This is a genomic window from Clostridium pascui (genome assembly GCF_016908015.1).
In the GTDB taxonomy this organism is placed as follows: domain Bacteria; phylum Bacillota; class Clostridia; order Clostridiales; family Clostridiaceae; genus Clostridium_AK; species Clostridium_AK pascui.
The window spans coordinates 372227-398341 of record NZ_JAFBDB010000001.1 but is presented as its reverse complement, the minus strand read 5'-3'; the positions used below and the strand labels follow the sequence as shown (position 1 = coordinate 398341).

29 protein-coding genes are annotated in these 26115 nt (G+C 30.8%); 1 reads left to right on the top strand and 28 read right to left on the bottom strand.

The features are described from left to right. Positions 1-7: 7 nt before the first annotated feature. The 19 genes from infB to JOC70_RS02120 form a co-directional block, all read right to left on the bottom strand. Positions 8-2092, bottom strand: coding sequence for a translation initiation factor IF-2 (gene infB / locus JOC70_RS02210; RefSeq protein WP_204597265.1), 2085 nt, complete (start codon positions 2090-2092; stop codon positions 8-10). Positions 2093-2109: 17 nt separating this feature from the next. Further along, positions 2110-2424, bottom strand: coding sequence for a ribosomal L7Ae/L30e/S12e/Gadd45 family protein (locus JOC70_RS02205; protein ID WP_204597264.1), 315 nt, complete (start codon positions 2422-2424; stop codon positions 2110-2112). After that, complete coding sequence (gene rnpM / locus JOC70_RS02200; protein ID WP_204597263.1) at positions 2414-2683, bottom strand: RNase P modulator RnpM; 270 nt, start codon at positions 2681-2683, stop codon at positions 2414-2416. The genes JOC70_RS02205 and rnpM overlap by 11 nt, the downstream gene beginning before the upstream one ends. 25 nt (positions 2684-2708) lie before the next feature. Continuing rightward, on the bottom strand, positions 2709-3758 hold the full coding sequence (gene nusA, locus JOC70_RS02195; RefSeq protein WP_204597262.1) for a transcription termination factor NusA: 1050 nt from the start codon (positions 3756-3758) through the stop codon (positions 2709-2711). A gap of 20 nt (positions 3759-3778) precedes the next feature. Next, the gene (gene rimP, locus JOC70_RS02190; RefSeq protein WP_204597261.1) at positions 3779-4240 is read right to left on the bottom strand and encodes a ribosome maturation factor RimP; all 462 of its coding nucleotides are present in this window, start codon (positions 4238-4240) and stop codon (positions 3779-3781) included. Between the two features lie 244 nt (positions 4241-4484). Beyond that, the gene (ispG, locus tag JOC70_RS02185; protein ID WP_204597810.1) at positions 4485-5534 is read right to left on the bottom strand and encodes a flavodoxin-dependent (E)-4-hydroxy-3-methylbut-2-enyl-diphosphate synthase; all 1050 of its coding nucleotides are present in this window, start codon (positions 5532-5534) and stop codon (positions 4485-4487) included. 15 nt (positions 5535-5549) lie between these two features. Next, a complete protein-coding gene (gene rseP, locus JOC70_RS02180; protein ID WP_204597809.1) occupies positions 5550-6563 on the bottom strand; it encodes an RIP metalloprotease RseP in 1014 nt (337 codons plus the stop codon). A gap of 41 nt (positions 6564-6604) precedes the next feature. After that, positions 6605-7756, bottom strand: coding sequence for a 1-deoxy-D-xylulose-5-phosphate reductoisomerase (dxr, locus tag JOC70_RS02175; RefSeq protein WP_204597260.1), 1152 nt, complete (start codon positions 7754-7756; stop codon positions 6605-6607). A 16-nt stretch (positions 7757-7772) separates the two neighbouring features. Then, on the bottom strand, positions 7773-8762 hold the full coding sequence (locus JOC70_RS02170; protein ID WP_204597259.1) for an AI-2E family transporter: 990 nt from the start codon (positions 8760-8762) through the stop codon (positions 7773-7775). Positions 8763-8764: 2 nt separating this feature from the next. Continuing rightward, positions 8765-9559: a phosphatidate cytidylyltransferase gene (locus JOC70_RS02165; RefSeq protein ID WP_204597258.1), complete on the bottom strand. Its 795-nt coding sequence runs from the start codon at positions 9557-9559 to the stop codon at positions 8765-8767. A gap of 20 nt (positions 9560-9579) precedes the next feature. Continuing rightward, entirely contained in the window at positions 9580-10338 is a 759-nt protein-coding gene (locus JOC70_RS02160) for an isoprenyl transferase (protein ID WP_204597257.1), read from the bottom strand. Positions 10339-10402: 64 nt separating this feature from the next. Next, on the bottom strand, positions 10403-10960 hold the full coding sequence (gene frr, locus JOC70_RS02155) for a ribosome recycling factor (protein ID WP_204597256.1): 558 nt from the start codon (positions 10958-10960) through the stop codon (positions 10403-10405). 17 nt (positions 10961-10977) lie between these two features. After that, positions 10978-11688, bottom strand: coding sequence for a UMP kinase (gene pyrH / locus JOC70_RS02150; RefSeq protein WP_204597255.1), 711 nt, complete (start codon positions 11686-11688; stop codon positions 10978-10980). Between the two features lie 99 nt (positions 11689-11787). Continuing rightward, positions 11788-12702 (bottom strand): translation elongation factor Ts, encoded by a 915-nt coding sequence (gene tsf, locus JOC70_RS02145; protein ID WP_204597254.1) that lies wholly within the window; start codon positions 12700-12702, stop codon positions 11788-11790. Between the two features lie 81 nt (positions 12703-12783). After that, positions 12784-13485 (bottom strand): 30S ribosomal protein S2, encoded by a 702-nt coding sequence (gene rpsB / locus JOC70_RS02140; protein WP_035307625.1) that lies wholly within the window; start codon positions 13483-13485, stop codon positions 12784-12786. Positions 13486-13705: 220 nt separating this feature from the next. Continuing rightward, positions 13706-14482: a GTP-sensing pleiotropic transcriptional regulator CodY gene (gene codY, locus JOC70_RS02135; RefSeq protein WP_035307623.1), complete on the bottom strand. Its 777-nt coding sequence runs from the start codon at positions 14480-14482 to the stop codon at positions 13706-13708. A 244-nt stretch (positions 14483-14726) separates the two neighbouring features. Then, positions 14727-16820, bottom strand: a complete 2094-nt coding sequence (topA, locus tag JOC70_RS02130) for a type I DNA topoisomerase (RefSeq protein WP_204597253.1) — start codon at positions 16818-16820, stop codon at positions 14727-14729. An 81-nt stretch (positions 16821-16901) separates the two neighbouring features. Beyond that, positions 16902-18011 (bottom strand): DNA-processing protein DprA, encoded by a 1110-nt coding sequence (gene dprA / locus JOC70_RS02125; RefSeq protein WP_204597252.1) that lies wholly within the window; start codon positions 18009-18011, stop codon positions 16902-16904. A 14-nt stretch (positions 18012-18025) separates the two neighbouring features. Then, positions 18026-19537, bottom strand: a complete 1512-nt coding sequence (locus tag JOC70_RS02120) for a YifB family Mg chelatase-like AAA ATPase (RefSeq protein ID WP_204597251.1) — start codon at positions 19535-19537, stop codon at positions 18026-18028. A gap of 291 nt (positions 19538-19828) precedes the next feature. On the opposite strand from JOC70_RS02120, the gene JOC70_RS02115 reads away from it, so the two are divergent. Then, entirely contained in the window at positions 19829-20197 is a 369-nt protein-coding gene (locus tag JOC70_RS02115) for a YraN family protein (protein ID WP_204597250.1), read from the top strand. Between the two features lies 1 nt (position 20198). On the opposite strand, the gene JOC70_RS02110 is transcribed toward JOC70_RS02115, so the two are convergent. The 9 genes from JOC70_RS02110 to ffh all read right to left on the bottom strand — a co-directional run bounded on the left by JOC70_RS02110 (position 20199) and on the right by ffh (position 26105). Then, the gene (locus JOC70_RS02110; RefSeq protein WP_204597249.1) at positions 20199-21026 is read right to left on the bottom strand and encodes a ribonuclease HII; all 828 of its coding nucleotides are present in this window, start codon (positions 21024-21026) and stop codon (positions 20199-20201) included. 15 nt (positions 21027-21041) lie between these two features. After that, positions 21042-21893: a ribosome biogenesis GTPase YlqF gene (gene ylqF / locus JOC70_RS02105; RefSeq protein WP_204597808.1), complete on the bottom strand. Its 852-nt coding sequence runs from the start codon at positions 21891-21893 to the stop codon at positions 21042-21044. A 31-nt stretch (positions 21894-21924) separates the two neighbouring features. Beyond that, positions 21925-22437 carry a signal peptidase I gene (gene lepB, locus JOC70_RS02100; RefSeq protein ID WP_204597248.1) on the bottom strand — a complete coding sequence of 171 codons (513 nt, stop codon included), beginning with the start codon at positions 22435-22437 and terminating at the stop codon, positions 21925-21927. Positions 22438-22493: 56 nt separating this feature from the next. Then, positions 22494-22838: a 50S ribosomal protein L19 gene (rplS, locus tag JOC70_RS02095; protein WP_204597247.1), complete on the bottom strand. Its 345-nt coding sequence runs from the start codon at positions 22836-22838 to the stop codon at positions 22494-22496. Between the two features lie 114 nt (positions 22839-22952). After that, positions 22953-23681, bottom strand: a complete 729-nt coding sequence (gene trmD, locus JOC70_RS02090; protein ID WP_204597246.1) for a tRNA (guanosine(37)-N1)-methyltransferase TrmD — start codon at positions 23679-23681, stop codon at positions 22953-22955. Further along, positions 23666-24160 (bottom strand): ribosome maturation factor RimM, encoded by a 495-nt coding sequence (gene rimM / locus JOC70_RS02085; protein ID WP_204597245.1) that lies wholly within the window; start codon positions 24158-24160, stop codon positions 23666-23668. Before rimM ends, trmD begins: the two co-directional genes overlap by 16 nt. A gap of 48 nt (positions 24161-24208) precedes the next feature. Further along, complete coding sequence (locus tag JOC70_RS02080) at positions 24209-24436, bottom strand: KH domain-containing protein (protein WP_035307601.1); 228 nt, start codon at positions 24434-24436, stop codon at positions 24209-24211. A 16-nt stretch (positions 24437-24452) separates the two neighbouring features. After that, positions 24453-24710, bottom strand: coding sequence for a 30S ribosomal protein S16 (rpsP, locus tag JOC70_RS02075; RefSeq protein WP_204597244.1), 258 nt, complete (start codon positions 24708-24710; stop codon positions 24453-24455). Positions 24711-24749: 39 nt separating this feature from the next. Next, positions 24750-26105, bottom strand: coding sequence for a signal recognition particle protein (gene ffh, locus JOC70_RS02070; RefSeq protein ID WP_204597243.1), 1356 nt, complete (start codon positions 26103-26105; stop codon positions 24750-24752). Between the last annotated feature and the right edge of the window lie 10 nt (positions 26106-26115).

Here is a 26115-nt window from a genome sequence, read left to right as displayed (position 1 = left end):
TCAAATTCTATAGCTTATCTTTCTTTATTTCCTCCATTGTATATGCTTCAATTATGTCTCCTTCTTTTAGATCATTAAACTTTTCTACCATAATACCACATTCGTATCCAGATGCCACTTCTTTTGCATCATCTTTAAATCTTTTTAAGGAGTCGAGTGCTGATTCACATACAACTATTCCATCTCTTATTATTCTTACACTAGCATTTCTTGTTATCTTTCCGTTTAAAACATAGCAACCAGCTATTGTTCCTACATTAGATATCTTATAAAGCTGTCTAACTTCAGCTCTTCCAAGTATTACTTCTTTATAATCAGGCTCTAGCATTCCAACCATAGCTGATTTTATATCTTCTATAGCAGTATATATAACTCTATATGTCTTTACATCTACGCTTTCTTTTTCAGCGAGTGTAGTAGCATTGTTATCAGGTCTTACATTAAATCCAATAATAATTGCATTTGAAGCATTTGCAAGTGATACATCTGTTTCTGTTATAGCACCTACTCCACCGTGTATTACTCTTACTTTAACTTCATCTGTAGACAACTTCTCAAATGATTGTTTTACTGCTTCTACAGACCCCTGTACATCAGCCTTTACTATTATATTTAATTCTTTTATTTTTCCCTCTTTTATTTGACTATAAAGATCTTCTAAGGATACCTTGTGAGATTGTAAATACTCATTTCTATCCCTTTCTTTTCTCTTTTCAGCCATTTCTCTTGCAGTTTTTTCATCCTTAACTACATGGAATCTATCACCTGCTGATGGAACTTCAGAAAGGCCAAGTATTTCAACTGGTATTGATGGTCCAGCTGATTTTATCTTTTTACCCTTATCATCAAACATTGCTCTTATTCTACCATAAGTACTTCCAACAATTATTGAATCTCCTACTTGTAAAGTACCATTTTGTACTAATAGAGATGCAACTGCTCCTCTACCTTTATCTAGTTTTGCTTCAATTACAGTTCCCTTTGCTTTTCTTTCTGCATTAGCTTTAAGTTCTAGCATCTCTGCAGTTAATACTACCATTTCAAGTAGGCTATCTATGCCTTCTCTTGTATGTGCAGAAACTGGTACAGTTACTGTATCTCCGCCCCAATCTTCAGCAAGTAAATTTCTTTCTGCTAACTGTTGTTTTACTCTTTCAGGATTTGCTCCAGGTCTATCCATTTTATTTATAGCTACTATTATTGGAACATTAGCTGCTTTACAATGGTTTATAGCTTCTTCTGTTTGAGGCATTATACCGTCATCTGCTGCTACTACAAGTATTACTATATCTGTTATTTGAGCTCCACGCGCTCTCATTGAAGTAAATGCTTCATGTCCTGGAGTATCTAAAAATGTTATCTTTTCATTACCTATATTTACAGTGTAAGCTCCTATATGCTGAGTTATTCCACCGGCTTCTGAAGCTGCAACTTTGGATTTCTTTATTGCATCTAGAAGCGAAGTCTTACCATGGTCAACGTGACCCATAACTGTTACTACTGGAGGTCTCTTTTCATTTAATGTTTCCTCTTCTTCATCTTCTTCAGGTTCTACTACTTCTAAAGTTAAATCTTTTTCTTTTTGAACAACAAAAGCATTAAACTTTTCTCCTAACTTTTCAGCTGTTTGAAAATCTATCTCTTGATTTAATGAAGCCATAACTCCTATAAATATAAGCTGTTTTATAACTTCTGTATAAGGCTTCTTTAACTTATCTGCAAGTTCCTTTACAGTAATAGTATCTTCCATCTCTATTACTATTTCTTCATTTTCTTCTGCTGCTAAAACCTGTTGCGCTTTTTCTTCCTTACCCTTTTTACCTTTGTTCTTTGTAACTTTTATTTCTTCTTCTATCTTTTCTTCCTGAAGAACTCCATATTTTTCTTCTATATCGTCTTCAATCTTTACAGAACTTTTTTCACCCTTAGTATTCTCCATATATAGCTCTTTTATAAGCTGAGCATCTTCATCTTCTATTACACTCATATGGTTTTTTACTTCTACATTAAATTCTTCTTGTAGTAAGGTTATAAGTTCCTTACTTGAAATATTCAATTCTTTAGCCAATTCATAAACTCTTATTTTTGACAAAATGTTCACCCCCGAAACTAAATATTATTACCTTGTTTCCATAATTCTAAAATCTTACTTGCCATTGAACTGTCACTTATACCAATTATTCCAATACCTTCTCTTCCAATAGCACTAGATAGTTGCTCTGTGGAATAATGATTAATTATAAAAATATCTTTTTTTTCTGATATTTTCAAGAATTTTTCTATGGTATTCGGTGCGCAGGTTGATGAAACTATAAGTAAAAAACATTTGTTTTTTATTGCAGCTTCTTCACATTTGTTATAGCCTTCTATAACTTTCCCAGCTTTTTTAGCAATTCCTAAAAAACCTAATAATTTATCTTTCATCCCTTATCTCTTCCTTTAACTTCTCATGAACTTCCTGGCTAAGGGTGGTTTCTAGATTTCTTTCTAGTTTTCTCGTTTTAAAAGCCTTCTCTAAACACTCTACACTTTTACAGATATATGCACCTCTTCCAGGCTTTTTTCCTGTCAAGTCTATAGAAACTTCTCCCTCTTTATTTTTTACTACTCTTATAAGTTCTTTTTTGGGTTTCATCTCCATGCATCCTGTGCACATTCTTTGAGGAACCTTTTTTACCTTCATATTAAACCACCTTCCTTCTCCAGTTTTATTCCGTTACTTGTGACTTGCTCTTTATATCTATTTTCCATCCTGTTAGTTTTGCAGCAAGTCTTACATTTTGGCCTTCTTTACCAATAGCAAGAGATAGTTGATTATCATCTACTACAACTTTTGCAGATTTATTTTGTTCATCTATAGTTACATCTAAAACATTAGCTGGACTTAAAGCATTTCCAATATACTCTTCTGGAAGTTTACTCCACTTTATTATGTCAATCTTTTCATTTTTAAGTTCATTAACTATGTTTTGAACCCTAGTTCCCTTAGGGCCTACACAAGCTCCCATAGGATCTACATCCTCATCATTTGAATGTACAGCTATCTTTGTTCTAGATCCTGCTTCTCTTGATATACTCTTGATTTCTACTACACCACTGTATATTTCTGGAACCTCTAATTCAAATAATCTTTTTACAAGACCTGGATGTGTTCTGGAAACTACAACTTGAGCTCCTTTAGTAGTATTTTTTACTTCTACTATATAAAGTTTAAGTCTTTCGTTAAAGTTATACTGTTCTCCATGCATTTGTTCATTTGGTCCTAGAACAGCTTCAACCTTCCCCAGATTTACAAAAACATTACCTTTATCTTTTCTAATAACAGTTCCTGTAATTATATCTGAAGCTTTTTCTAAAAACTCATTATATACAATTCGTCTTTCTTCTTCCTTAATTCTTTGAATAACAACTTGCTTTGCAGCTTGAGCTGCTACTCTACCAAACTTTTTAGGAGTTACTTCTATATTCACTACCTCATCTATTTCATATCTTGGATCCAGCTCTTTAGCGTCTGTTAATGATATTTCATTGAATTCATCTTCAACTTCTTCTACTACTGTTTTTCTGGAGAATACATTTATTTCTCCAGTTTCCCTATTCATATTTACTATTACATTTTGAATATTTGCCCCTTGTTTAGCATAATTTTTTTTATACGCTGCAACCAACGCGTCTTCTATAGTACTAAATATAAGATCTTCGCTTATGCCCTTTTCTTTAACTATTTCTTTCAAAGCTTCTATGAATTCTTCATTCATTTTCTTATGAACCCTCCTTATTAAAACTCAACCCTTAAGTTTACTTTAGAAACCTTATCCCTTGGTATAACTATTTCTTTGTTTTTATCTAATAAAGTAATATCTTCATCAGTAAAGGATTTTAAAGTTCCTTCTAACTTTTTCTTACCATTAAATGCTGAAGCCAGCCTTATTGTAATAGAATTATCAATGTGCTTCTCCAAGTGTGCATCTGTATGTAATTCTCTTTCTATTCCTGGAGAAGAAACTTCTAAATAATAGCTATCAGTAATAGGATCTTCTACATCTAGCATTTCACTTACTTCTCTACTTACCTTTTCACAATCATCTAAGTTTATTCCATCTTCACTATCTATGTATATTCTTAAATAATTCTCTCCATCTTCCTTTACAAATTCAACATGATATAGTTCATACCCTAATCTTTCAGTTATAGGAAAAACTAAAACTTCTATATTATTTACAATACCTTCTTTTTTCATTGTAATCCCTCCTTATGTATATATTTTGCAGTAACCTGCAATAAAATACTAAGTATCCAGTTAATTTAAAAACGCAACAATATAGTTGCGTTTCAAATAAATAGAAAGAGCGGGTTTAGACCCACTCTTCTCAGCTAATGTATTATCAGTAACTTTATACCTTTTCCATTGTATCATACAACATTTGTTATTTCAAGCAAAACTTGAATTTATAAATTAAATATAGGAGTCATATGCTTCTACCTTACATTTTATTTATTTCTTTTAATAGCTCTTCAACCAAATCTTCTTCTTTTACTTTTTTAAACATTTCACCTTTTTTAAATATAAGTCCTACACCTTTTCCTCCTGCTATACCTATATCTGCTTCCCTTGCCTCACCAGGGCCATTTACTACACAGCCCATTATAGCCACTTTAATATTTTTATCTAAATCTTTTATCTTTTCTTCTACTTCATTAGCTATATTTATCAGCCCTATTTCAGTTCTTCCACAGGTTGGGCAGGATATTATTTCAATACCTTGCTTTTTAATTTGTAGAGCTCTTAATATTTCAATCCCCACCTTTACCTCTTCCACAGGATCTCCTGTGAGTGAAACTCTTATAGTATCTCCTATACCTTCAGAAAGTAAAGTTCCAATTCCTATACTAGATTTTATAGTTCCCCTCCAAGGAGTACCAGCTTCTGTTACCCCTAGATGTAGAGGATAATTTGATTCTTCAGAAATTAATCTATAGCTTTCAATCATATCCAAAACATTAGAAGATTTTATTGAAACTACTATATCTTCAAAATTTATATCCTCTAATATTCTTACATGTTTTAATGCACTTTCAACTAAAGCTTCGGGACATACTTTGCCATACTTGTTTAGTAATTCTTTATCTAACGATCCGGAATTCACACCAATCCTTATAGGAATTTCCTTTTCCTTGGCCCTTTCAGCTACCATTTTAACTCTTTCTATACTTCCTATGTTTCCCGGATTTATTCTTAATGCAGAAACTCCGCAGTCAATAGAAGTTAATGCTAACTTATAATCAAAGTGTATATCTGCTACTACAGGTATAGTTACTTCCTTTATAATATGCTTCAATGCCTCTGCAGCTTCCATATCTGGCACTGCACACCTTACTATTTCACAACCTGCTTTTTGCAGACTATTTATTTGATTTATTGTTTCTTTTACATTCCTTGTATCAGTATTTGTCATAGATTGCACTGATATAGGCGCATCTCCTCCAACAAATACACTTCCTACTTTTACTCTTCTTGTGTTTATTCTATCTATCATATCAATCAACTCCTAGAATTTTACGGGATATAATATATCTTTTATTGTAACTACAATCATAAGTGTTATGAGTATAACAAATCCAATATAATTTAATACCCCTACCTTATTACTATCAATTTTCTTTCTTGTAATAAACTCAATTAAGAATAATATTATCCATCCTCCATCTAACGCTGGGAAAGGAATTATATTAAATATGGCTAATTGAACACTTAAATACGCAGCAAAGGATAGTAAACTTAAAAATCCCGCTTTAGCAGCTTCTCCAGATACTCTCATAATGGTTACAGGTCCTCCAAAATCATCTACGGAAACTCTCCCCGTAAATAATGTTTTAAAGAATCCAAAGGTTTGCTTAACTAATGACGTAGTTTCGACAAATCCATATTTTATAGATTCACTTATCCCTGGATTTTCTACGAGAGTTGGATAAACTCCTACTACAAATCTATTTTCCTTTTCATCTTTAACAGGAGTGATGGTAGAGGACTTAGTTTCTTCTCCTCTTTTATAAATTACACTTATAGTGCTTCCATTTGCATTATAAACTTGAGTTACAAAGTCTTCCCATGTGGTTATAGCCTTGTCATTTACTTGAATTATTTTATCACCTTTTCTTATACCGGCTAAGTCTGCTGGATTACCTGGAACTACATTATCTACTACGGGAACTAAGAATCCTCTGCTACCTGCTATTATTGAATATAAAACTACAGCAAGTATAATGTTCATGATAGGTCCCGCTGATACTACACTGAGTTTTCTTAAAGGAGATTTATTTTGAAAAGCTCTTTCATCCGATGTTACTTCTCCATCTTCTCCTAACATTTTTACATATCCACCTATAGGAAGAAGCTTAATAGAGTACTCTGTTTCTCCTCTTATTACCCCAAAAAGCTTAGGGCCCATTCCTATGGAAAATTCCTCTACTTTTACTCCATTTAATTTTGCCATCATAAAATGTCCAAATTCATGAACTATTACTAAAAGACTAAAAGCAAACAATGCACCTAGTATATAAATTATGTTCACTATATATTCCTCCTTAAAATTTATGTAATGAATTATCGATATGTACTATATACGAATTCTTTAACACATCTGTCTAAATTTATTATATCTTCTAACTCATAAGAATAACTAATATCAAACTTATTCATACTTTCTTCTAATATGTCTCCTATTTTTAAAAACTTTATATCCCCTTTCATAAATAAATCAACCGCCGCCTCATTTGCTGCATTTAAAACAGCTGGCATAGTTCCTCCAATTTTTCCTGCTTCATATGCAAGTTTTAAAGGCTTAAAAGTATCTATATCCGGCTTTTCAAAAGTTAGCATTGATGTCTTGAAAAGATCCAACTTATCAATAATAGATTTTTTTCTAAGTGGATAGTTTAAAGCATATTGTATGGGAAGTCTCATATCTGCCACTGATAATTGTGCTATAATACTTCCATCGTTATACTGAACCATGGAATGTACTATACTTTCAGGATGAACTACTACCTCAATATTATTATAATCTAAATTAAATAAAAAATGAGCCTCTATTACCTCTAATCCCTTATTCATTAAAGTAGCTGAATCTATAGATATCTTTTTTCCCATACTCCAACGCGGATGATTTAAAGCTTCCTTTACTGTTACATTTCTTAATTCATCATTTCTTTTCCCTCTGAAGGGTCCTCCTGAAGCAGTAAGTATTATTTTTTCTACATCCTCTCCCTTATTTCCTCTTAAGCATTGAAAAATTGCACCATGTTCCGAATCCACAGGAAGTATATTTACATTATATTTTTTTGCTTCTCTTATTATCAATTCTCCTGCTACTACTAAAGTTTCCTTATTTGCTAAAGCTATATCCTTCTTAGCTCTTATAGCTTTTAAAGTTGGCTCAAGTCCTATCATTCCAACCACTGAAGTTAAAACTATATCCACCTTTTGCAAAGAAGCTATTTCATTTAATCCATCAATCCCATATAATACATTTGTTTTCAAATCCTTTTCTCTGCAGTATTCAGCTACCTTTTCATAAGCTGTTTGATCCATCATAGCCACATATTCTAAATTAAATTCCTGCAATATTAATAGAATTTTTTCCCAATTTGTATTCGCTGATACAGCTATTAAATTTAGTTCATTATCATTTCTTATAACATCTAAAGCTTGAGTCCCAATGGAACCAGTAGCTCCAAGTATACATATGTTTTTCACCTTTAATCTCCCCTTTTTATGTCTTACTCTCTAATATACTCTTGCATATTATAACACAAACCGGTGCCATAAATATTCCAATCAATCCAAAAGTTTTTAATCCTACATAAAGAGATAATATTGCAATCAACGGATGTATTTTAAATTTACTGCTCATAAACCTCGCTTCCATTACTTGCCTCATGATTATCAATAATACATACAAACAAATTAGTCCAAATGCAATTATATAATTTTTACAAACTATTTTATAAATTATAATTGGGAAAAATACAATAATGGTTCCTACATAGGGCAGAAAATCCAGTATACCACAGATAATTCCTAGTATAAAAAAATTCTCTATATTAAGCGCCCATAATCCTAATATTGTCTCTATAGTAGTAACAAGTATTAATATCATCTCTATTTTTACAAACATCTTCATGTCTTTCCATTTTTCTTCTAAGATTTCATTCATATTTAATGGAAAAAACTTCTTAATAGCATTTAATATAACATATCTATCTACTAAAATAAAGTAGGCAGTTATATTACCTATAAAATAATTAAAAATACTATCGGTAGTATAAGCTGCCCCTCTTTTAAGAAAACTACTATCTAATACACTTAAATAATAGCTTTCCATTTTTTCATTTAGTTCTTGTACATTTAAATTAAAAGTTATACTTATGTTTTCTATGGATTTTAAAAGTGAATAATAAGTATCAATAATTATACTCCTTATACTATAAATCCATCTTCCTATAAAAAATAGAGATACGATAAATAATATATTTATAACAACAATAGTGATTACCGCACTTGTTTTCTTACTTATAAAATTTGACTTAACTAATAAATTATAAATCGGATAACAAAATAATAATAGCATAGCAGTTATTAAAAAAGGCAAAAAGTATTTCTTAAAAATCAAAGTAAACAATATAACTGCTACTATAGATATTGCACAGTATATTAATTTTAAATACATTGAGCTATTTTGATTTTTGTTTTTATATATCAATATTACAACCTCATTATAAATGTTATATAATAATATACTACCAATGAGGCAAAAAGTATGCTATCAAATCTATCTAATATTCCCCCATGTCCTGGAATTAAATTACTATAATCTTTTACTCCTACATATCTCTTTATAGAAGATGCTGTTAAATCTCCAAACTGAGTAACAATTCCACATAGTGCTCCTAGTAAAAAGAAATGTACTAAAGGAACATTAACTCCTTTACTAATTACAAACATTCCGAATCCTCCACAAGCGATGGTGCTTCCTAAGAAACCTCCTATAGATCCTTCTACTGTCTTTTTAGGGCTTACTTCTGGGCATAGTTTTCTTTTTCCAAAAAATTTACCAGAGTAATATGCTGCGGTATCGCATACCCAAGAAGATATAAAAATAAACCATACGAACAAATTCCCATATTCCTTGTTATTTGTCATTACTATAAAGCTAAAGAAAACTCCTATATATAAAAATCCCAAAAATGTAATAGATATGTCAATAAAATTATAGTTTTTATTTAATACTGGAATACATAGTGAAATCAAAACGCCAAATATGATTACAAAAAATAAGCTATCAAAATTCATATTATTTGGATATAAATAATATATGATACAAATTACATATCCTATCCAAGAAATAGGATTTATATTCTTTTCTTTAGATACCTTGTAAAATTCATACATACCACATAATGATAAAATCAAAACTAAATATTTTAAAAACATACCTCCTATAAATAAAAATATAATAAATGGAGATATTATTAGGGCTCCTATATATCTACTATTCATACAACCAGCTCCTTAAATGATTATTTTATACCTCCAAATCTTCTATCTCTATTTTGGAAATCATATATGGCCTTATGAAGATGTTCCTTTTTAAAATCCGGCCACTTTATATCAGAATACCAAAATTCAGAATAAGCACATTGCCATAATAAAAAATTGCTTATTCTTTGCTCTCCGCTTGGTCTTATAATCAAATCCGGATCACACATATCTTTCGTATAAAGATATTTAGAAAACACTTCCGAGTTTACATCTTCTAGTATTATCTTTTCCATATTTAAGTCTTCATATAAAAGTTTTATTCCTCTTAAAATTTCATCTCTTCCGCCATAATTTAATGCTAAGTTTAGTATTAATCCTGTATTATTTTTAGTTTTTTCATAGGCATTTTTAAGTTCATCTCTGCAAATGCTAGGTAAACTCTCTATTTGCCCTATAGATTTAACAACAACTTTATTTTTGTGCAGCTCCTCTACCTCTTTTTTCAAGTATTCTACTAAAAGTTTCATAAGTGCATTTACTTCTTCTGCTGGTCTTTTCCAATTTTCTGTTGAAAACGCATATAAAGTTAAATATTTTACACCTAAGTTACTGCACTCTTTTACTATTTCTCTAATATTTTCTACACCTGCTTTATGTCCCATAGAACGTGGAAGGTTTCTTTGCTTAGCCCATCTCCCGTTCCCATCCATTATAATAGCAATATGTCTAGGTATATTATTTCCATCTAAAGAAATATCTTCATTGTCTTGATTTCTATTACTAAATAACTTCCACACAAATCATCACTCCATGTTCTCCTTATTAATAAAACCTGCGATTTCGCAGGTTTTTAATAAAATACTATACAGTCATAATTTCTTTTTCTTTTCCTTCTAATATCTTATCAATTTCCTTTATAAAGTTATCAGTTTTCTTCTGGATATCTTCTTCAGCTTTTTTAATTTCATCTTCAGATATTTCTGATCCCTTTTTTAAGTTCTTAATTTTTTCATTACAGTCTCTTCTTATAGATCTTATAGCAATTTTAGTTTCTTCACCAGTTTTCTTAACTGTTTTTACAAGATTCTTTCTTGTTTCTTCAGTTAGTTCAGGTATCATCAATCTTATAATTGTTCCATCATTAGAAGGATTTAATCCTAAATCAGACTTTAAAATAGCTTTTTCTATAGCTTTTATAGCAGTTTTATCCCAAGGCTGTATTTGTAATATTCTTGCTTCTGGTATAGTAATACTTCCAACTTGGCTTATTGGTGTCATAGTTCCATAGTATTCGATTTCAATTTTGTCAAGCATAGCTGGATTTGCTCTACCAGCTTTCATTGAACCTAACTCTTTTTTTAACACTGCAATTGTTTTTTCCATTTTTTCATCAGCTGCTTTAAGTATGTCTTTAATCATAAAAATACCTCTCCTTATTATTTATATATTATAGTACCTATCTTTTCTCCCATTATAGCTTTTTTAATATTGCCAGGAGACTCAAGGCCAAATACTAATATAGGAATATTATTATCCATACATAAAGAAGTAGCAGTAGAATCCATAACCTGTAATCCTTTTTCTAGTACATCTATATAAGTTAGTTTATCAAATTTTACAGCATCACTATGCTTATGAGGATCTTTATCATAAACTCCGTCCACCTTTTTAGCAAGTAATATAACATCTGCTTCTATTTCTGCTGCTCTAAGTGCAGCAGTAGTGTCTGTAGAAAAATAAGGATTTCCTGTTCCAGCAGCAAATATAACTACTCTTCCTTTTTCTAAATGTCTCATAGCTCTTCTTCTTATAAAAGGCTCAGCTATTTCTTTCATTTCAATAGCAGTTTGAACTCTTGTGTTAACACCCATTTGCTCCAATGAGTCTTGAAGAGCTAATGCATTTATACATGTAGCCATCATTCCCATATAATCAGCGGTAGTTCTGTCCATTCCATTTCCATTCCTACCTCTCCAGATGTTTCCTCCTCCAACTACAGCTCCTACTTCTATTCCCATATTTACTAAGTCTTTAATTTCTTGTGCTATTCTTTGGGCCACTTCAAAATCAATGCCATAGCCCTTTTCTCCTGCCAATGCTTCTCCTGAAAGCTTTAACATGATTCTTTTATACTTAACATTACACATATATTATACCTCCAAGTTGTTAAAAATTACATAGTAATTTTTAAAATACAGCATTTTGGTTTCAAAAAAAGAGAACACAGGGTGTTCTCTTTTAAATTATTACTTAATCTGTTTCATAACTTCTTCAACGAAGTTTTCTTCTTTCTTTTCTATACCTTCTCCTCTTTCATATCTAACGAAAGCAGAAATTTTCATTTCAGCTCCAACTTCCTTAGATTTTTCTTGAAGGTATTTTGTAATAGTATAATCAGGATTCTTTACCCAAACCTGTTCAACTAAGCAAACTTCTTTAAGATATTTTTGAACTCTTCCTTCAACCATTTTATCAACAATTTTTTCTGGTTTTCCTTCATTTAAAGCTTGAACTCTGTATATTTCTCTTTCTTTATCTAAAGTTTCATGATCTACAAAGTCTTTGTTTAAGAATAAAGGATTTGCTGCTGCTACATGCATAGCTACATCTTTTGCTACTTCTGCAAGTATTGGGCTTTCCTTTTCACATTCAAGTTTAACTAAAACTCCAATTCTTCCGCCGCCATGAATGTAGCTCTGGATTGCTCCACTTTCAACTGCAAATTTGTCGAATCTTCTTATAGACATGTTTTCTCCAAGTTTTGCAATTAAGTTAGTTACAGTATCTTTAACTGTAGTGTTTTCATCACCTATGTATTTTTCTTCTAGTAATTCTTCAACTGTAGTTACATTTGAATTAGCAACTTGCTTAGCAATATTTTCTGCAAGAGTCTTAAACTCTTCATTAGCAGCAACGAAGTCAGTTTCACAGTTTACTTCAACTATAGCACCGTTTTTCTTATCTTCAGAAATATAAGTATAAACTAATCCTTCTGCAGCAACTCTGCCTGCTTTTTTAGCAGCAGCAGATAGTCCCTTTTCTCTAAGAACTTCTATAGCCTTTTCTACATCTCCATTAGCTTCTGATAAAGCCTTTTTGCAGTCCATCATTCCTGCTCCAGTTATTTCTCTTAACTCTTTTACCATCTGTGCAGTTATCATAAATATTTCCTCCCGTTTTGTAGTTATTTGTAGTTATTTAAAAGGTACATGAAGCCTAAGCTTCATCTACCTTTACATTTACTAGCCTTCTAATTGTTCGCCTTGTCTTCCTTCCATGATAGCATCAGCCATTTTAGCAGTTATTAATTTTACCGCTCTTATAGCATCGTCATTTCCTGGAATTACATAATCAACTTCATCTGGATCACAATTAGTATCTACTATAGCTACTACTGGTATACCTAAAGTTTTAGCTTCAGATATAGCATTTTTTTCTTTTCTTGGATCAACTACAAATAAAGCTCCAATGTTTCTTACGTCTAATTTCTTTATTCCACCTAGATTTTTTTCTAGCTTTTCTTCTTCTAATCTTAGCTTTATAACTTCTTTCTTTGGTAAAACTTCAAACGTTCCATCTTGCTCCATTTGTTCTAATTCTTCTAATGTCTTAATTCTTCCCTTAATAGTTGAGAAGTTTGTTAACATTCCACCTAACCATCTATTGTTTACAAAATACATGTTAGATCTTATTGCTTCTTCTTGAATAGCTTCCTGAGCTTGTTTCTTAGTACCTACAAATAGAATATCTTTTCCTTCTGCTGCAACTTCTCTGATGAAATTATAAGCTTCTTCTACTTTTCTTACAGTTTTCTGTAAGTCAATGATATAGATACCATTTCTTTCTGTAAATATGTATGGAGCCATCTTAGGGTTCCATCTTCTTGTCTGATGTCCAAAGTGTACACCAGCTTCTAATAATTGTTTCATTGAAATAACTGACATAATTTTATACCTCCTGGTTTTTTCCTCCACTACCTTCATATTATATAAACTACCTTTGCGGCACCATTTATAAAATTAGGTAATGTGTGTATTTTTTCTCACCTTTGATAGTATATCATATGAATTTCTGCTATTCAACATTATTTTAAAAATAATTGTGATAGATTGATGAATTTTATAGTATAAAAAAACAGAGCATGATTTGCTCTGTTTCTTTATATTATTTTATTTTCTTTAATTCTTCTAATAATTTATCATTTAATATCTTTATATGAGTTCCCTTCATACCTAATGATCTAGATTCTATTACTCCAGCACTTTCAAACTTTCTTAATGCATTAACTATAACTGATCTAGTAATTCCAACTTTATCTGCTATTTTAGATGCAACTAAAAGCCCTTCGCTTCCGTCTAATTCATTAAATATATGCTCTACTGCCTCTAATTCGGAATAGGATAAAGTTCCTATAGCTAATTGAACAACAGCTTTCTTTCTAACTTCTTCTTCTATTTCATCATGCTTAGATCTTAATATTTCAAGTCCAATTATAGTTGCTGCATATTCAGCAAGTACTAAATCGTCATCTGTAAAAGTATCATCAAATCTAGCAATTAGAAGTGTTCCTAATCTTTCCCTATTCCCATTAATAGGTACTATAGTGGTTAGCTTATTTTCTATTCCACATTCGATGTTGTCTCCAAATACGCATTTCCCATTGTTAGTTAAATTAGATAATGATTCATGAACATTTAATAACTTATTATTATAAAATTCAGGAAAACGCATTTCTGTCATTACCTTTTCCTTTACTTCATCACATTCAAATCCAGTAGAAAAATCATATCCTAATATTTTACCTTTTTTACTTAATATATATACGTTACAAGTTAAGACTTCACTTAAAAGCTTACATATATCATCAAATACTACCGGCTCAGTTCCTGATTTCTGAAGAATTTTGTTTAATCTTCTTGTTTTATTTAAAAGAGATGACATTTGATTACTCCTCCTCTGTTTCATCTAGGATTTTATTCTTTTCGTCTTTTCCTAAGGCTACATATATCATATATATATATTATAAATCATTATTTAGAATTTATATAGCATTTTTAAGACTTTTTTAAATTTTTAGAATTGTTTTGTACATTACAATATTCATCATAGCATACACTTTAACAAAATTCAACATCATTTTTATAATTTGCATGTGTTTTTTTAGTTTTTCGACATTTATTGCAAATTATTCATTTTTCTTCTCTTCTTTATACACTTTATTTTTACATTCTTCATTTATACATTCTAAGTAATTGCCCTTAGTTTTATTATATTTTTTGACCATATACCCTCCACAACTAGAGCATTTTTCATTTGAAGGTTCAAACCAACTTACAAAGTTACACTCTGGATAATTACTACATCCATAAAACTTCCTACCCTTTTTACTCTTTTTAGCTACAATATTACCAGAACACTTAGGACATTTTGCATCTATTTCTTCTACAATTGGTTTAGTGTTCTTACATTCAGGGTAACCAGGGCAAGCTAAAAACTCTCCAAATCTTCCATGTTTTATAACCATATTTTTGCCGCATTTATCACATTTTATATCAGTAACTTTATCTTCTATTGTAATCTTCTCTACTTCTTTTTCGGCTTTTTCTATCAATTCTTTAAGTGGTTCAAAGAAATCATTCACTACCTTTTTCCAGTTTTCTTTACCACCTTCTATATTATCTAGTTTATCTTCCATTTCAGCAGTAAATTCTGCATCTACGATAGGTTTGAAATACTCTACTAATATATTGTCTACTATGAATCCCAATTCCGTTGGTTTTAATGTTTTCTTTTCTCTTTCTATGTACTTTCTCTCTAAAATAGTAGATATAGTAGGAGCATATGTACTTGGACGCCCTATACCGTTTTCCTCTAAGGTTTTTACTAAAGTCGCTTCGGAAAATCTAGCTGGCGGTTGCGTGAAATGCTGCTTACTATCTACATCTTTACATACTAACTTATCATTATCCTCAAGGTTAGGAAGCTTTGTACTTTCATTTTCATCTTCTGTTGAGTACTCATAAAGCTTCATGAATCCATCAAATTTAATAATAGATCCGCTAGCTTTAAAAGAATATACTCCATTTACAATGTCTATTGCTGTAACATTAAGTATACAAGAAGACATTTGGCTAGCCATAAATCTATTCCATATTAATGTATATAGCTTATATTGCTCTGGGCTTAGATTTTCTTTAGCTATATCTGGAGTAATTTCAACATTAGTAGGTCTTATAGCTTCATGGGCATCTTGAATATTTTTTTTACCTTTAAATTCTCTAAATGATTCTGGAACGTATTCTTTTCCATACTTATCTATTATAAATTGTTTAGCCATTTCTTGAGCTTCTACAGAAATTCTTACTGAGTCAGTTCTCATATAGGTTATTAAACCTATAGTACCATAACCTTTAATATCTATCCCTTCGTATAGCTGTTGCGCTACGGACATGGTTCTTTTTGTAGCAAAGTTAAGCTTTTTATATGCATCCTGTTGAAGCGTACTAGTTGTAAATGGTGCAAGTGGATTTTTGTTCTTTTTGCTTTTCTTTACACTTTTTACTATAAATTCCCCTGCTTTTAAATCATTACTTATATCATCTGCTTCTTCTTTATTGTTTATTTCTATTTTTTTGTTGTCTTTAGAATGCAACCTTATCGGAAAAGTTTGCTTATCCTTTTCTTTATGTACTATACCTTCAATTGTCCAATATTCCTTAGGTATAAATTTTTCTATTTCAAGTTCTCTATCGCATATTAATTTTAATGCTACAGACTGAACTCTACCCGCACTTAAACCCCATCTTACTTTTTTCCAAAGAATAGGACTAATTTGATAACCTACTAGCCTATCTAATACTCTACGTGCTTGTTGTGCATTTACTAGATTTATATTTACTTCTCTAGGAGACTTAATGGCACTTTTTACTGCTCCCTTAGTTATTTCATGAAAAACTACTCTACATTTTTTACTTTCATCTATTTTTAGTGCCTGAAGTAAATGCCAGGAAATAGCCTCCCCTTCTCTATCAGGGTCTGTTGCTAAATATACTTCATCACTTTTCTTTGCTTCCTTCTTTAACTTTTCTAAAAGTTCTCCTTTGCCCCTTATAGTAATATACTTAGGATTATAGTTATTTTCTATATCAACGCCTAACTGACTTTTAGGCAGATCCCTTATATGTCCCATAGATGCTTCTACTATATAATTCTTTCCCAAATATTTTCTAATGGTTTTAGCCTTTGCCGGTGATTCTACTATTATAAGTTTTTGTCCCATGTTTCCCTCTGATAACTTTTTTATCAGAGTTGACACCCCCCTTAAATTCTAATTGCTTTCTTAATTTAAAATTTTCTTATATTAAATACTATTTGCAATTTTAACATAATAATTACCAGAAAGGCAAGTTATTCTATTTTTTAATTGCAATTCAAATAATACCTCATATAACTGCTTTATGTCAATATTGCTATATTTTAATATATCATCAATATACATAGGTGTTTCATTTATAATTGAATATACTTTATTTTCAATCTTATCTAGTTTTATTATATCTCTCTTATCTAATCTTATTTTATCTTTTTTGTTAGAATTATATTCAATATTTAAGAAATCACATATATCTTCTACTGAAGTAAGCGGAAATGCCCCCTCTTTTATTAGTTTATTTGTTCCCTTACTAGTTTTAGATAATATCGAGCCTGGAACAGAAAAGACATCCCTTCCTTGATCCAATGCGTAGGTAGCAGTAATTAATGATCCACTTCTCTCCGAGGCTTCTACTACTATCACCGCTTCACTTAGTCCACTTATTATCCTATTCCTTAAAGGAAAGTTATATGAAAGAGGCTCAGTTCCCGGCAAAAATTCTGATACTACACATCCTTTTTTTATTATCTCTTTATATAGTTCCTTATTTTGCTTCGGGTATATTATATCTACTCCACATCCTAGCACTGCACATGTAAATCCATTATTTTTTAACGCACCAAAGTGAGCAAAAGAATCTATGCCTTTTGCCATCCCACTAATTATGCTTACTTCTTTTTGACATAGCTCTCTAGAAATTATTTCAGATAAATTTTCACCGTAATAAGAACAACGCCTCGATCCTACTATAGCTACATTTCTGTGATGATTTAATGCTCCTATATCTCCTTTATAAAATAGAGCTATAGGAGCATTGTTACATTCTTTTAATTTAATTGGATAGTTCCCCTCATTAAATAGGACTATATTTATTTCTTTATCTTCCAATATCTTTAAATATTTATCAAGTTCATCTTTGTTCCACTGATTTTTCATAATCAGTTTTACTTTTCTTTCTGATTCAACATCCTTGCCTATATATAAGTTATTATTACAATACTCGTAAATTGCTTTTGATGCTTTAAATTTATTCAATAAATTTATCTTCAGCTTGTTATTTAATTTAATTTTCACAAGCCAAATGTCATATAAATTCATATTATACACCTCTTTTATACTACATCACTTAAAAACCTTCTATATTGAATAGCCTCTATTAAATCCTGTTCTTCTATTAAGTCTTTTCCATCTAAATCTGCTAAAGTGCGGGCAAGTTTAAGCACCTTATGATATACTCTAGTACTAAAATTAAATTTATTATATACTTTTTCTATAAAAACTTTTTCTTTTTCTCCCAGTACACAATATTTCTTTATTTGAGAAGATGACATTTCTCCATTTGTTCTTATTTGCAAACCTTGAAATCTTTCTTTTTGCAGCTCTCTTGCTCGTTCTATTCTTTTTTTAATAAGTTTAGAACTTTCTTCTTTTTTCCCATTTCCTATGTCTTTAAAGTTTAATTTATTTACAAATGCAAATATATCAATTCTATCCATTAGTGGTCCTGATAACTTTTTAATATATCTCTTCCTCTCATAGTCAGTACATATACAATCTCCTGATCCATAATTTCCACACGGGCATGGATTTAAAGAACTAACTAGCATAAAATTACACGGATACTCAACAGTTCCTGTAGATTTTGAAATCTTTACTTTCCTGTTTTCTAATGGTTGTCTTAAGGCTTCCAATGAATTTCTATTAAATTCTAGCATCTCATCTAAATAAAGGACTCCATTATGAGCCAAACTTATCTCCCCCGGTAAAAGCTTTGATCCACCACCTATAAGCGCTATTTTAGACGCTGTATGATGCGGGCTTCTAAACGGCCTATTCGATATTAAGTTGTATTCCTTATTTAGTTCTCCGGCTACACTATATATCTTAGTACACTCAAGAGATTCTTCATAACTTAAATCTGGTAAAATAGTAGGTATTCTCTCTGCAATCATAGTTTTCCCTGTACCTGGAGGTCCGTAAAGAATTATATTATGATTCCCAGCTGCCGCTACCTCAATTGCTCTTTTAACACTTTCCTGACCTATAACCTCCTCAAAATCAATGTTATATTTTACAGTTTTTGATACAGGATTTTCTGCATAAAAAGGCATCAAATCTTTGTACTGCAGATAAGAAACTACTTCTTTTAAAGTTTCTAAGGGATATACTTCTGAGTTCTTTACCAAAGACGCTTCTATACTATTAGAAACTGGAATTATAAATTTATTAAATTTATTTTCCATTCCTCCTATTATTATTGGAAGGGTTCCTCTTATAGCTCTAAGCTCTCCTCTTAGGGATAATTCTCCTAAAAATATGTACTCATCTATATCCATATTGATTTGTCCTGATTCTTTTAAAATTCCTATAGCTATAGCAAGATCAAATAAAGAACCTTCCTTTTTTACATCCGCCGGTGCTAAATTTACCGTTATTCTTCCCACAGGAAATTCAAATCCTGAGTTTATTAAAGAAGTTCTTACTCTTTCTTTTGATTCTTTTACCGCTATATCGCCTAATCCTACAATATTAAAACTTGGAAGCCCTCTTCCAATATCCACTTCCACAGCTACCATAATTCCTTCAACACCAGTAAAAGCAGCAGAATTAACTTTAATAGCCATTTTTATCACCTCTTTTGCAATTTTAACCAAAATATATATTTTTATAATACATACAAGAATTTAAAACATAAAAATAAGTGTCAATAATATAACGAGGTTATATTATTGACACTTATTTTTACATTGCATGAATATTGAGAATTTTTATCTGGTATTTTAACGCATACTTATATTATAATATAAGTAATAAAATAGTTACGTTATTTTTAGTTTATGATATATTTTTACTAGAATTAGGAAATAATATTAATTAGACGATTTAAAAACGTTTTAAATGAGAGGAGAGTTTTTATGTATTCCTATAAAAAGGATATAGGAAATCTAGGAGAAAATATTGCAGAAAACTATCTTATTGACAGGGGCTATATTATTTTAGACAGAAATTTTAGAAGTAAAACAGGGGAAATAGATATTATAGCAAAAGACGGAGATTATATAAGCTTTATTGAGGTAAAAACAAGATATGGAACTCTCTACGGAACTCCTGGAGAATCCGTAAATTATTTAAAACAATATCGCATATATAAGACCGCACAAATGTATATTTTAAAAAAACGACTTAACAAATTTAATTTTAGATTTGATGTAATAGAAGTAATCTTAAATCATCTTAATAATGATTTTTCTATAAAACTTATAAAAGATGCTTTTCAAGTATAGTTTATAAAATATTTTTTAAAAAACTTATCCTATGTATTTTACATGGTCCAAATTTTTTCAAAGCTTCTATATGTTCAGCTGTTCCATAACCAGAATTTTTTTCAAATCCATACTGTGGATAACTCTTTGCATAATTGTCCATAATATTATCTCTGTGAACCTTAGCTATTATAGATGCGCATGCTATACTTGCGCTTTTAGAGTCTCCTTTTATAACAAATTCATTTTTTACATTTATATTCTTTATGGCATATCCATCAGATAAAACAAGGTTAGGCTGTAAACTTAAATTTAAAGTAGACTGCTTTAAAACCTCATTATTGCACCAGCCTATGCCCTTTTCATCTATAATGGTATTCTCTATTTCAACAATTTTATAAGAAATGGACTTCTCTTTAATTATAGAACTTAATTCTTCTCTTAATTTCGCAGATAACTTTTTGGAATCCTTTATACCTAAAATAATATCCTTACTATTTGATTTATTTAAATCTAAAACCACTGCAGCTCCAACAACAGGTCCTGCTAAAGGACCTCTTCCTACTTCATCTGTTCCAGAAACATATCCAGTACTAATAAATTCTTTGTCAAAATCGTACATGTTATTTACTCTTTCAATTTCTTTATTAGTTTTTTCAATAAACCTTTGTAAGCTTACTGAAAGTTTCTGTACATTTTTTCTATGATCCTTATATAATAACTGTATTATTTCTTGTACATTTAGCTGAGATTTTATATCTAAATAATCTTTTTCAATACATTTTATTTTGCTTTTGATTTCATCAAACTTTAAATTATCAAAATTTATATCATTTAAATTTTCCATCATAGTTTATATCCTTTATTATATAGTATCAGGTCTCTCAAGAGATATCTTCCCTAACTTTCCAGCTCTAAATTCATCTAGGAGCATAATAGCTACTCTATTATAATCTATCTCTCCCCTTGAAATTACAGCGCCTCTTTTTCTGCCTATGTTATCCATATTTTCCAATGCGCTGTTACTTAATATCTCTAACTTATATCTATTTTTAAGATTTTCAGGATATTCCTGTTGCAGTTTTTCTATAAGCTTTAAGGCCAAAGTTTCTATATCCATAATTTCATCCTTTATAGCTCCTGTAAAAGCTAAGCTTAAACCTACCTGCTCATCTTCAAACTTAGGCCATAAGACTCCTGGTGTATCTAAAAGTTCAACATCCATTTTAGTCTTTATCCATTGTTTGCTTTTAGTAACTCCTGGCTTATCTCCAGTCTTTGCAATACTCGCTTTTGCCATTTTGTTTATGAAAGATGACTTACCTCCATTAGGAATGCCAACTACCATTACTCTATCTACAAATTTCATTATGCCCTTATTTTTTATTCTTTCATGCTTTTCCTTTAAAAGTTCATCTAATAAACCTCTAATCTTATTAGTTCCTTCACCAGTTAAAGCATTAAACGCTATGGCCTTTACATTTTGTTTAGATAAAGTCCTTATCCACTGATTAGTAATTTCTTTTTCACTTAAATCAGCTTTATTTAAAAGAATTATTCTAGGCTTATCACCACAAATTTCTTCTATTTCAGGATTTGCACTGGATTTTACTATTCTAGCATCTCTTATTTCAATTACTGCATCTACTAATTTAAGATTTTCTTTTATTTGTCTTCTTGTTTTTGCCATATGACCAGGAAACCAATTTATTGCCATATCCATATATATCTATCCCTTCTTTAGCTTACTAATTTATACTTCCAAAGTTTCTAAAAGGATAAATCCTTAAAGCAGCTCTTCCTACTACCATGTTATATTTTACAAACCCAACTCTAGAATCTCTACTATCTAAACTATTATTTCTATTATCACCTAAAACAAACACTGTTCCTGATGGTACTGTAACTTCAGGAAAGTCTTCCATTTTTTGTTCAAATATATAATCCTCGTTTTGAGAAACTCCATTTATAAATAATGTGTTATTTTCTACTTTGACCTTATCGCCTTCAACTGCCACTACCCTTTTTATAAACTTTTCTTTAGGATTTGCTGGATATTTAATAACAACAATATCCTGCATTCTTGGTTCTCTAAAATAATATGAAACTTTTTCAACAATAAGCCTATCCTTATTATGAAGAGTAGGATACATAGATAATCCATCCACATTTACAGTTTCAAATACAAAAGTTATTATTAAAAATGCAGCTATTATTGCTATAAGTATAGACTTACCTAAATCTACTAACTCTTTTACCATACGATAACACCACCTAATATATAAAAAAGGGACTTATTAAGTAAGCCCCATTTTTATTATAATCTTTCTTTTACTTTTGCAGCCTTACCTACTCTATCTCTTAAGTAGAATAACTTAGCTCTTCTTACTTTACCTCTTCTAACAACTTCGATTTTTTCAACAGTTGGAGCATTAACTGGGAATGTTCTTTCAACTCCTACATTGTAAGCAACTCTTCTTACTGTAAAAGTTTCTCTTAATCCACCGTTTTGTCTCTTAATTACTGTTCCTTCAAAAATCTGTACTCTTTCTCTGTTACCTTCTTTAATTCTTACATGTACCTTTACAGTATCTCCAACATTAAATTCAGGTAAGTCATTTCTCATTTGTTCAGCTTCTATAGCTCTTATTACTTCTAACATTGTGCATTCCCTCCTCGAATATATGTAACGTTCGTGCCTAATCTTAGACAGAGGACCGTCCGTACTAGCACAAAGCTTATTTTAACATATATAAATTTATTTTTCAACAATAAACTATGATTTTTTCTTCCATTTTTTTAATAATTTAATATCTTCTTCTGTTAAATTATAACTATTAAATAAATCTGGTCTTCTTTCTTCTGTTATAATTAAAGATTGAAGTTTTCTCCATTTACGTATATTTTCATGATGTCCTGTTGTTAGCACGTCAGGTACTCTTTCACCTCTAAAAACTTCAGGTCTAGTGTATTGAGGATATTCTAAAAGTCCATCATAAAAGGATTCATCCATAAAACTCTCACTACTTCCTAAAACCTCTGGAATTAATCTGCAAATAGAATCAACTATAGGTATACATGCCATTTCACCTCCGGTCAAAACAAAGTCGCCTAATGAAATTTCCATATCTATATGATTATAAACTCTTTCATCAATACCTTCATAATGACCACAAACAAATATCAATCCTTTTTCCTTAGAAAGCTCCTTTGCCATTTCTTGATTAAATGTTTTTCCCCTTGGACCTAAAAAAATAACTTTACCTGAGTTTAGCTTCTTTGCATGACTTATAGCATCTACTAACGGTTGAGCCGACATGACCATCCCTGCACCACCGCCATATGGATAGTCATCCACCTTCCTGTGTTTACTTTCAGTAAAATCTCTTATATTTACAGTATTTATATTTATTATATTATTTTTTATAGCCCGGCCCATTATACTGTGGTTAAAGATTTGGAACATTTCAGGGAATAAAGTTAATATATCTACTCTGACATCCATTGTGCCACAGGCTTTATAATTACTTTTTTTTCTTCAATATTTATATTAACCACAATATCTCTTAACGCTGGAATAAGCAATTCTTTTTTTTCTTTAATCCAGTATACATCATTATTTTTAGTTTGTATAACATCAGCTATTTTCCCTAGATCTTCACCGTTTTCATCATATACTGTACATCCAATTAAATCAGCTATAAAAAAACTACCTTCTGAAAGCTTTTCAGCATCATCTCTTTTTACTTCTATGTATTTATTTTTGTATTTCATTGCTTGTTCAATGGAATCTATTCCTTGGATTTTTAAAATAACCTTATCATTTTGAAACTTAACGCCTAATATATTTGTTTCCTTATTATCAATAAATATTTTATTTAAAGCTTTAAATGCTTTTATATCATCAGTAAGAGGAAATACCTTTACTTCACCGTTCAATCCATGAGTGTTTATTATTTGACCTACACTTAAATACTCTTTCATAACAATAGTCTCCTTTCTAAAAAAAAGAGTTAGGCATCCCTAACTCTTTTATAATATCTCTACAACAACTCTCTTGTTTTCCTTAATCGCTGCTGCTTTAACTACAGTTCTAATAGCTTTAGCTATTCTTCCCTGTTTTCCTATAACTTTTCCCATGTCTTCTGGAGCAACCTTTAATTCTAAAATTACTGATTGTTCTCCAGTTATTTCATTTACTTGAACCATATCAGGGCTATCAACTAATGATTTAGCTATAATTTCAACTAATTCTTTCATTTAATGCACCCCCATATTACTTGCCAAGCTTCTCTGAAACGCCAGACTTGTCAAAAAGTCTTTTAACTATATCTGTTGGTTGAGCACCATTGTTTACCCACTGAATAGCTTTTTCTTCATCTATCTTTATAGTTGCTGGTTCAGTGATTGGGTTGTAGTAGCCTATTTCATCTATGAATCTTCCATCTCTTGGAGATCTGGAATCTGCTACAATAACTCTATAGAAAGGAGCTTTTTTAGCACCCATTCTTCTTAGTCTTATCTTAACTGCCATGTTTTTTCACCTCCTTTAAAAAGTAAAACATTTAATATATTAGAAAGGTAATTTTCCAAATAGGCCTTTTTTCTTCATAAAGCCTTTTTGCATTCCCTTCATTTGCTTCATCATTTTTTTCATTTCTTCAAATTGCTTTAAAAGTTTATTAATATCTTGAATAGTTGTGCCTGATCCACTAGCTATTCTCTTCTTTCTTGAAGAAGAGCCGCTTACTAAGGAAGGATTTCTTCTTTCTTTAATAGTCATAGAACCTATAATAGCCTCAGTTTTTTTAAGTTCTTTTTCACCTTGGCTAAGATCTACACCTTGAAGTTCCTTAGTGTTTATACCAGGAATCATTTCTACTATTTTATTTAAAGGCCCCAAGTTTTTCATTTGCTGCATTGCCTGTTGGAAATCCTCTAAATTAAATTCTTGATTCATAAGACGATTGCCAAGTTTTTCAGCTTCCTTTTCGTCTATTGCTTGTTGAGCTTTTTCTATTAAAGTCAATACATCTCCCATACCCAGTATTCGAGATGCCATTCTATCTGGATGAAAAACTTCAAAGTCATTCATCTTTTCGCCTATACCTACAAATTTTATAGGTTTTCCAGTAATAGCCTTTATAGAAAGGGCTGCTCCACCCCTAGTGTCACCATCTAACTTTGTGAGTACAACTCCTGTAACATCTAATTTACTATTGAAACTTTCCGCTACATTTACTGCATCCTGTCCTGTCATTGCATCTACTACAAGAAGTATTTCATCAGGGTTTACGCCTTCTTTAACATCTTGCAGTTCCTTCATCAACTCTTCATCTATATGTAATCTTCCTGCAGTATCTATTATAACTACATTTAAGTTATTGTCCTTAGCATGCTTTATAGCAGCTTTAGAAATATCTATAGGACTTACTTTGTCTCCTAAAGAAAATACAGGAATATCTATTTGTTTTCCTACTACTTGTAACTGCTTTATTGCGGCAGGTCTATATATATCACAAGCTGCAAGTAATGGTTTTTTATTTTTCTTCTTTAACTGAAGAGCAAGTTTTCCAGCTAGCGTGGTTTTACCAGCACCTTGCAACCCTACAAGCATTATTACAGTGATATTATTTTGAGCAAAATTTATTTGACTTTCTGTGGTTCCCATAAGTTCTACAAGTTCTTCATTTACTATTTTTATTACTTGCTGACCAGGTGTTAAACTTTCTAACACCTCGTTCCCCATAGATTTCTCACTTACTTTTTTCACGAAGTCCTTAACTATTTTATAATTAACATCTGCTTCTAAGAGAGCAAGTTTTACTTCTCTCATGGCTTCCTTTATATCTTTTTCTGTAAGTTTTCCCTTACCTTTAAGCTTTTTTAAAGTTTCTTGAAGCTTAGAAGCTAATCCTTCAAAAGCCATACATATCCTC

Excerpts from the sequence above, each read along its gene's own strand:
- rpsB (WP_035307625.1), bottom strand. The coding sequence starts at position 13,485 with ATGTCAGTTATTTCAATGAAACAATTATTAGAAGCTGGTGTACACTTT.
- topA (WP_204597253.1), bottom strand. The coding sequence starts at position 16,820 with ATGGGACAAAAACTTATAATAGTAGAATCACCGGCAAAGGCTAAAACC.
- codY (WP_035307623.1), bottom strand. The coding sequence starts at position 14,482 with ATGTCATCTCTTTTAAATAAAACAAGAAGATTAAACAAAATTCTTCAG.
- rimM (WP_204597245.1), bottom strand. The coding sequence starts at position 24,160 with ATGAAAGAGTATTTAAGTGTAGGTCAAATAATAAACACTCATGGATTG.
- rpsP (WP_204597244.1), bottom strand. The coding sequence starts at position 24,710 with ATGGCAGTTAAGATAAGACTAAGAAGAATGGGTGCTAAAAAAGCTCCT.
- JOC70_RS02110 (WP_204597249.1), bottom strand. The coding sequence starts at position 21,026 with ATGATGGAAAATTTAAATGATATAAATTTTGATAATTTAAAGTTTGAT.
- rimP (WP_204597261.1), bottom strand. The coding sequence starts at position 4,240 with ATGAAAAAAGAAGGTATTGTAAATAATATAGAAGTTTTAGTTTTTCCT.
- ffh (WP_204597243.1), bottom strand. The coding sequence starts at position 26,105 with ATGGCTTTTGAAGGATTAGCTTCTAAGCTTCAAGAAACTTTAAAAAAG.
- lepB (WP_204597248.1), bottom strand. The coding sequence starts at position 22,437 with ATGGTAAAAGAGTTAGTAGATTTAGGTAAGTCTATACTTATAGCAATA.
- JOC70_RS02165 (WP_204597258.1), bottom strand. The coding sequence starts at position 9,559 with ATGAATAGTAGATATATAGGAGCCCTAATAATATCTCCATTTATTATA.
- pyrH (WP_204597255.1), bottom strand. The coding sequence starts at position 11,688 with ATGTGTAATGTTAAGTATAAAAGAATCATGTTAAAGCTTTCAGGAGAA.
- JOC70_RS02205 (WP_204597264.1), bottom strand. The coding sequence starts at position 2,424 with ATGAAAGATAAATTATTAGGTTTTTTAGGAATTGCTAAAAAAGCTGGG.
- JOC70_RS02080 (WP_035307601.1), bottom strand. The coding sequence starts at position 24,436 with ATGAAAGAATTAGTTGAAATTATAGCTAAATCATTAGTTGATAGCCCT.
- rnpM (WP_204597263.1), bottom strand. The coding sequence starts at position 2,683 with ATGAAGGTAAAAAAGGTTCCTCAAAGAATGTGCACAGGATGCATGGAG.
- nusA (WP_204597262.1), bottom strand. The coding sequence starts at position 3,758 with ATGAATGAAGAATTCATAGAAGCTTTGAAAGAAATAGTTAAAGAAAAG.
- JOC70_RS02120 (WP_204597251.1), bottom strand. The coding sequence starts at position 19,537 with ATGGCTATTAAAGTTAATTCTGCTGCTTTTACTGGTGTTGAAGGAATT.
- tsf (WP_204597254.1), bottom strand. The coding sequence starts at position 12,702 with ATGATAACTGCACAGATGGTAAAAGAGTTAAGAGAAATAACTGGAGCA.
- ylqF (WP_204597808.1), bottom strand. The coding sequence starts at position 21,893 with ATGGCAATAAATTGGTTTCCTGGTCATATGGCAAAAACAAGAAGACAA.
- JOC70_RS02115 (WP_204597250.1), top strand. The coding sequence starts at position 19,829 with ATGTATTCCTATAAAAAGGATATAGGAAATCTAGGAGAAAATATTGCA.
- rplS (WP_204597247.1), bottom strand. The coding sequence starts at position 22,838 with ATGTTAGAAGTAATAAGAGCTATAGAAGCTGAACAAATGAGAAATGAC.
- trmD (WP_204597246.1), bottom strand. The coding sequence starts at position 23,681 with ATGGATGTCAGAGTAGATATATTAACTTTATTCCCTGAAATGTTCCAA.
- dprA (WP_204597252.1), bottom strand. The coding sequence starts at position 18,011 with ATGAATTTATATGACATTTGGCTTGTGAAAATTAAATTAAATAACAAG.
- frr (WP_204597256.1), bottom strand. The coding sequence starts at position 10,960 with ATGATTAAAGACATACTTAAAGCAGCTGATGAAAAAATGGAAAAAACA.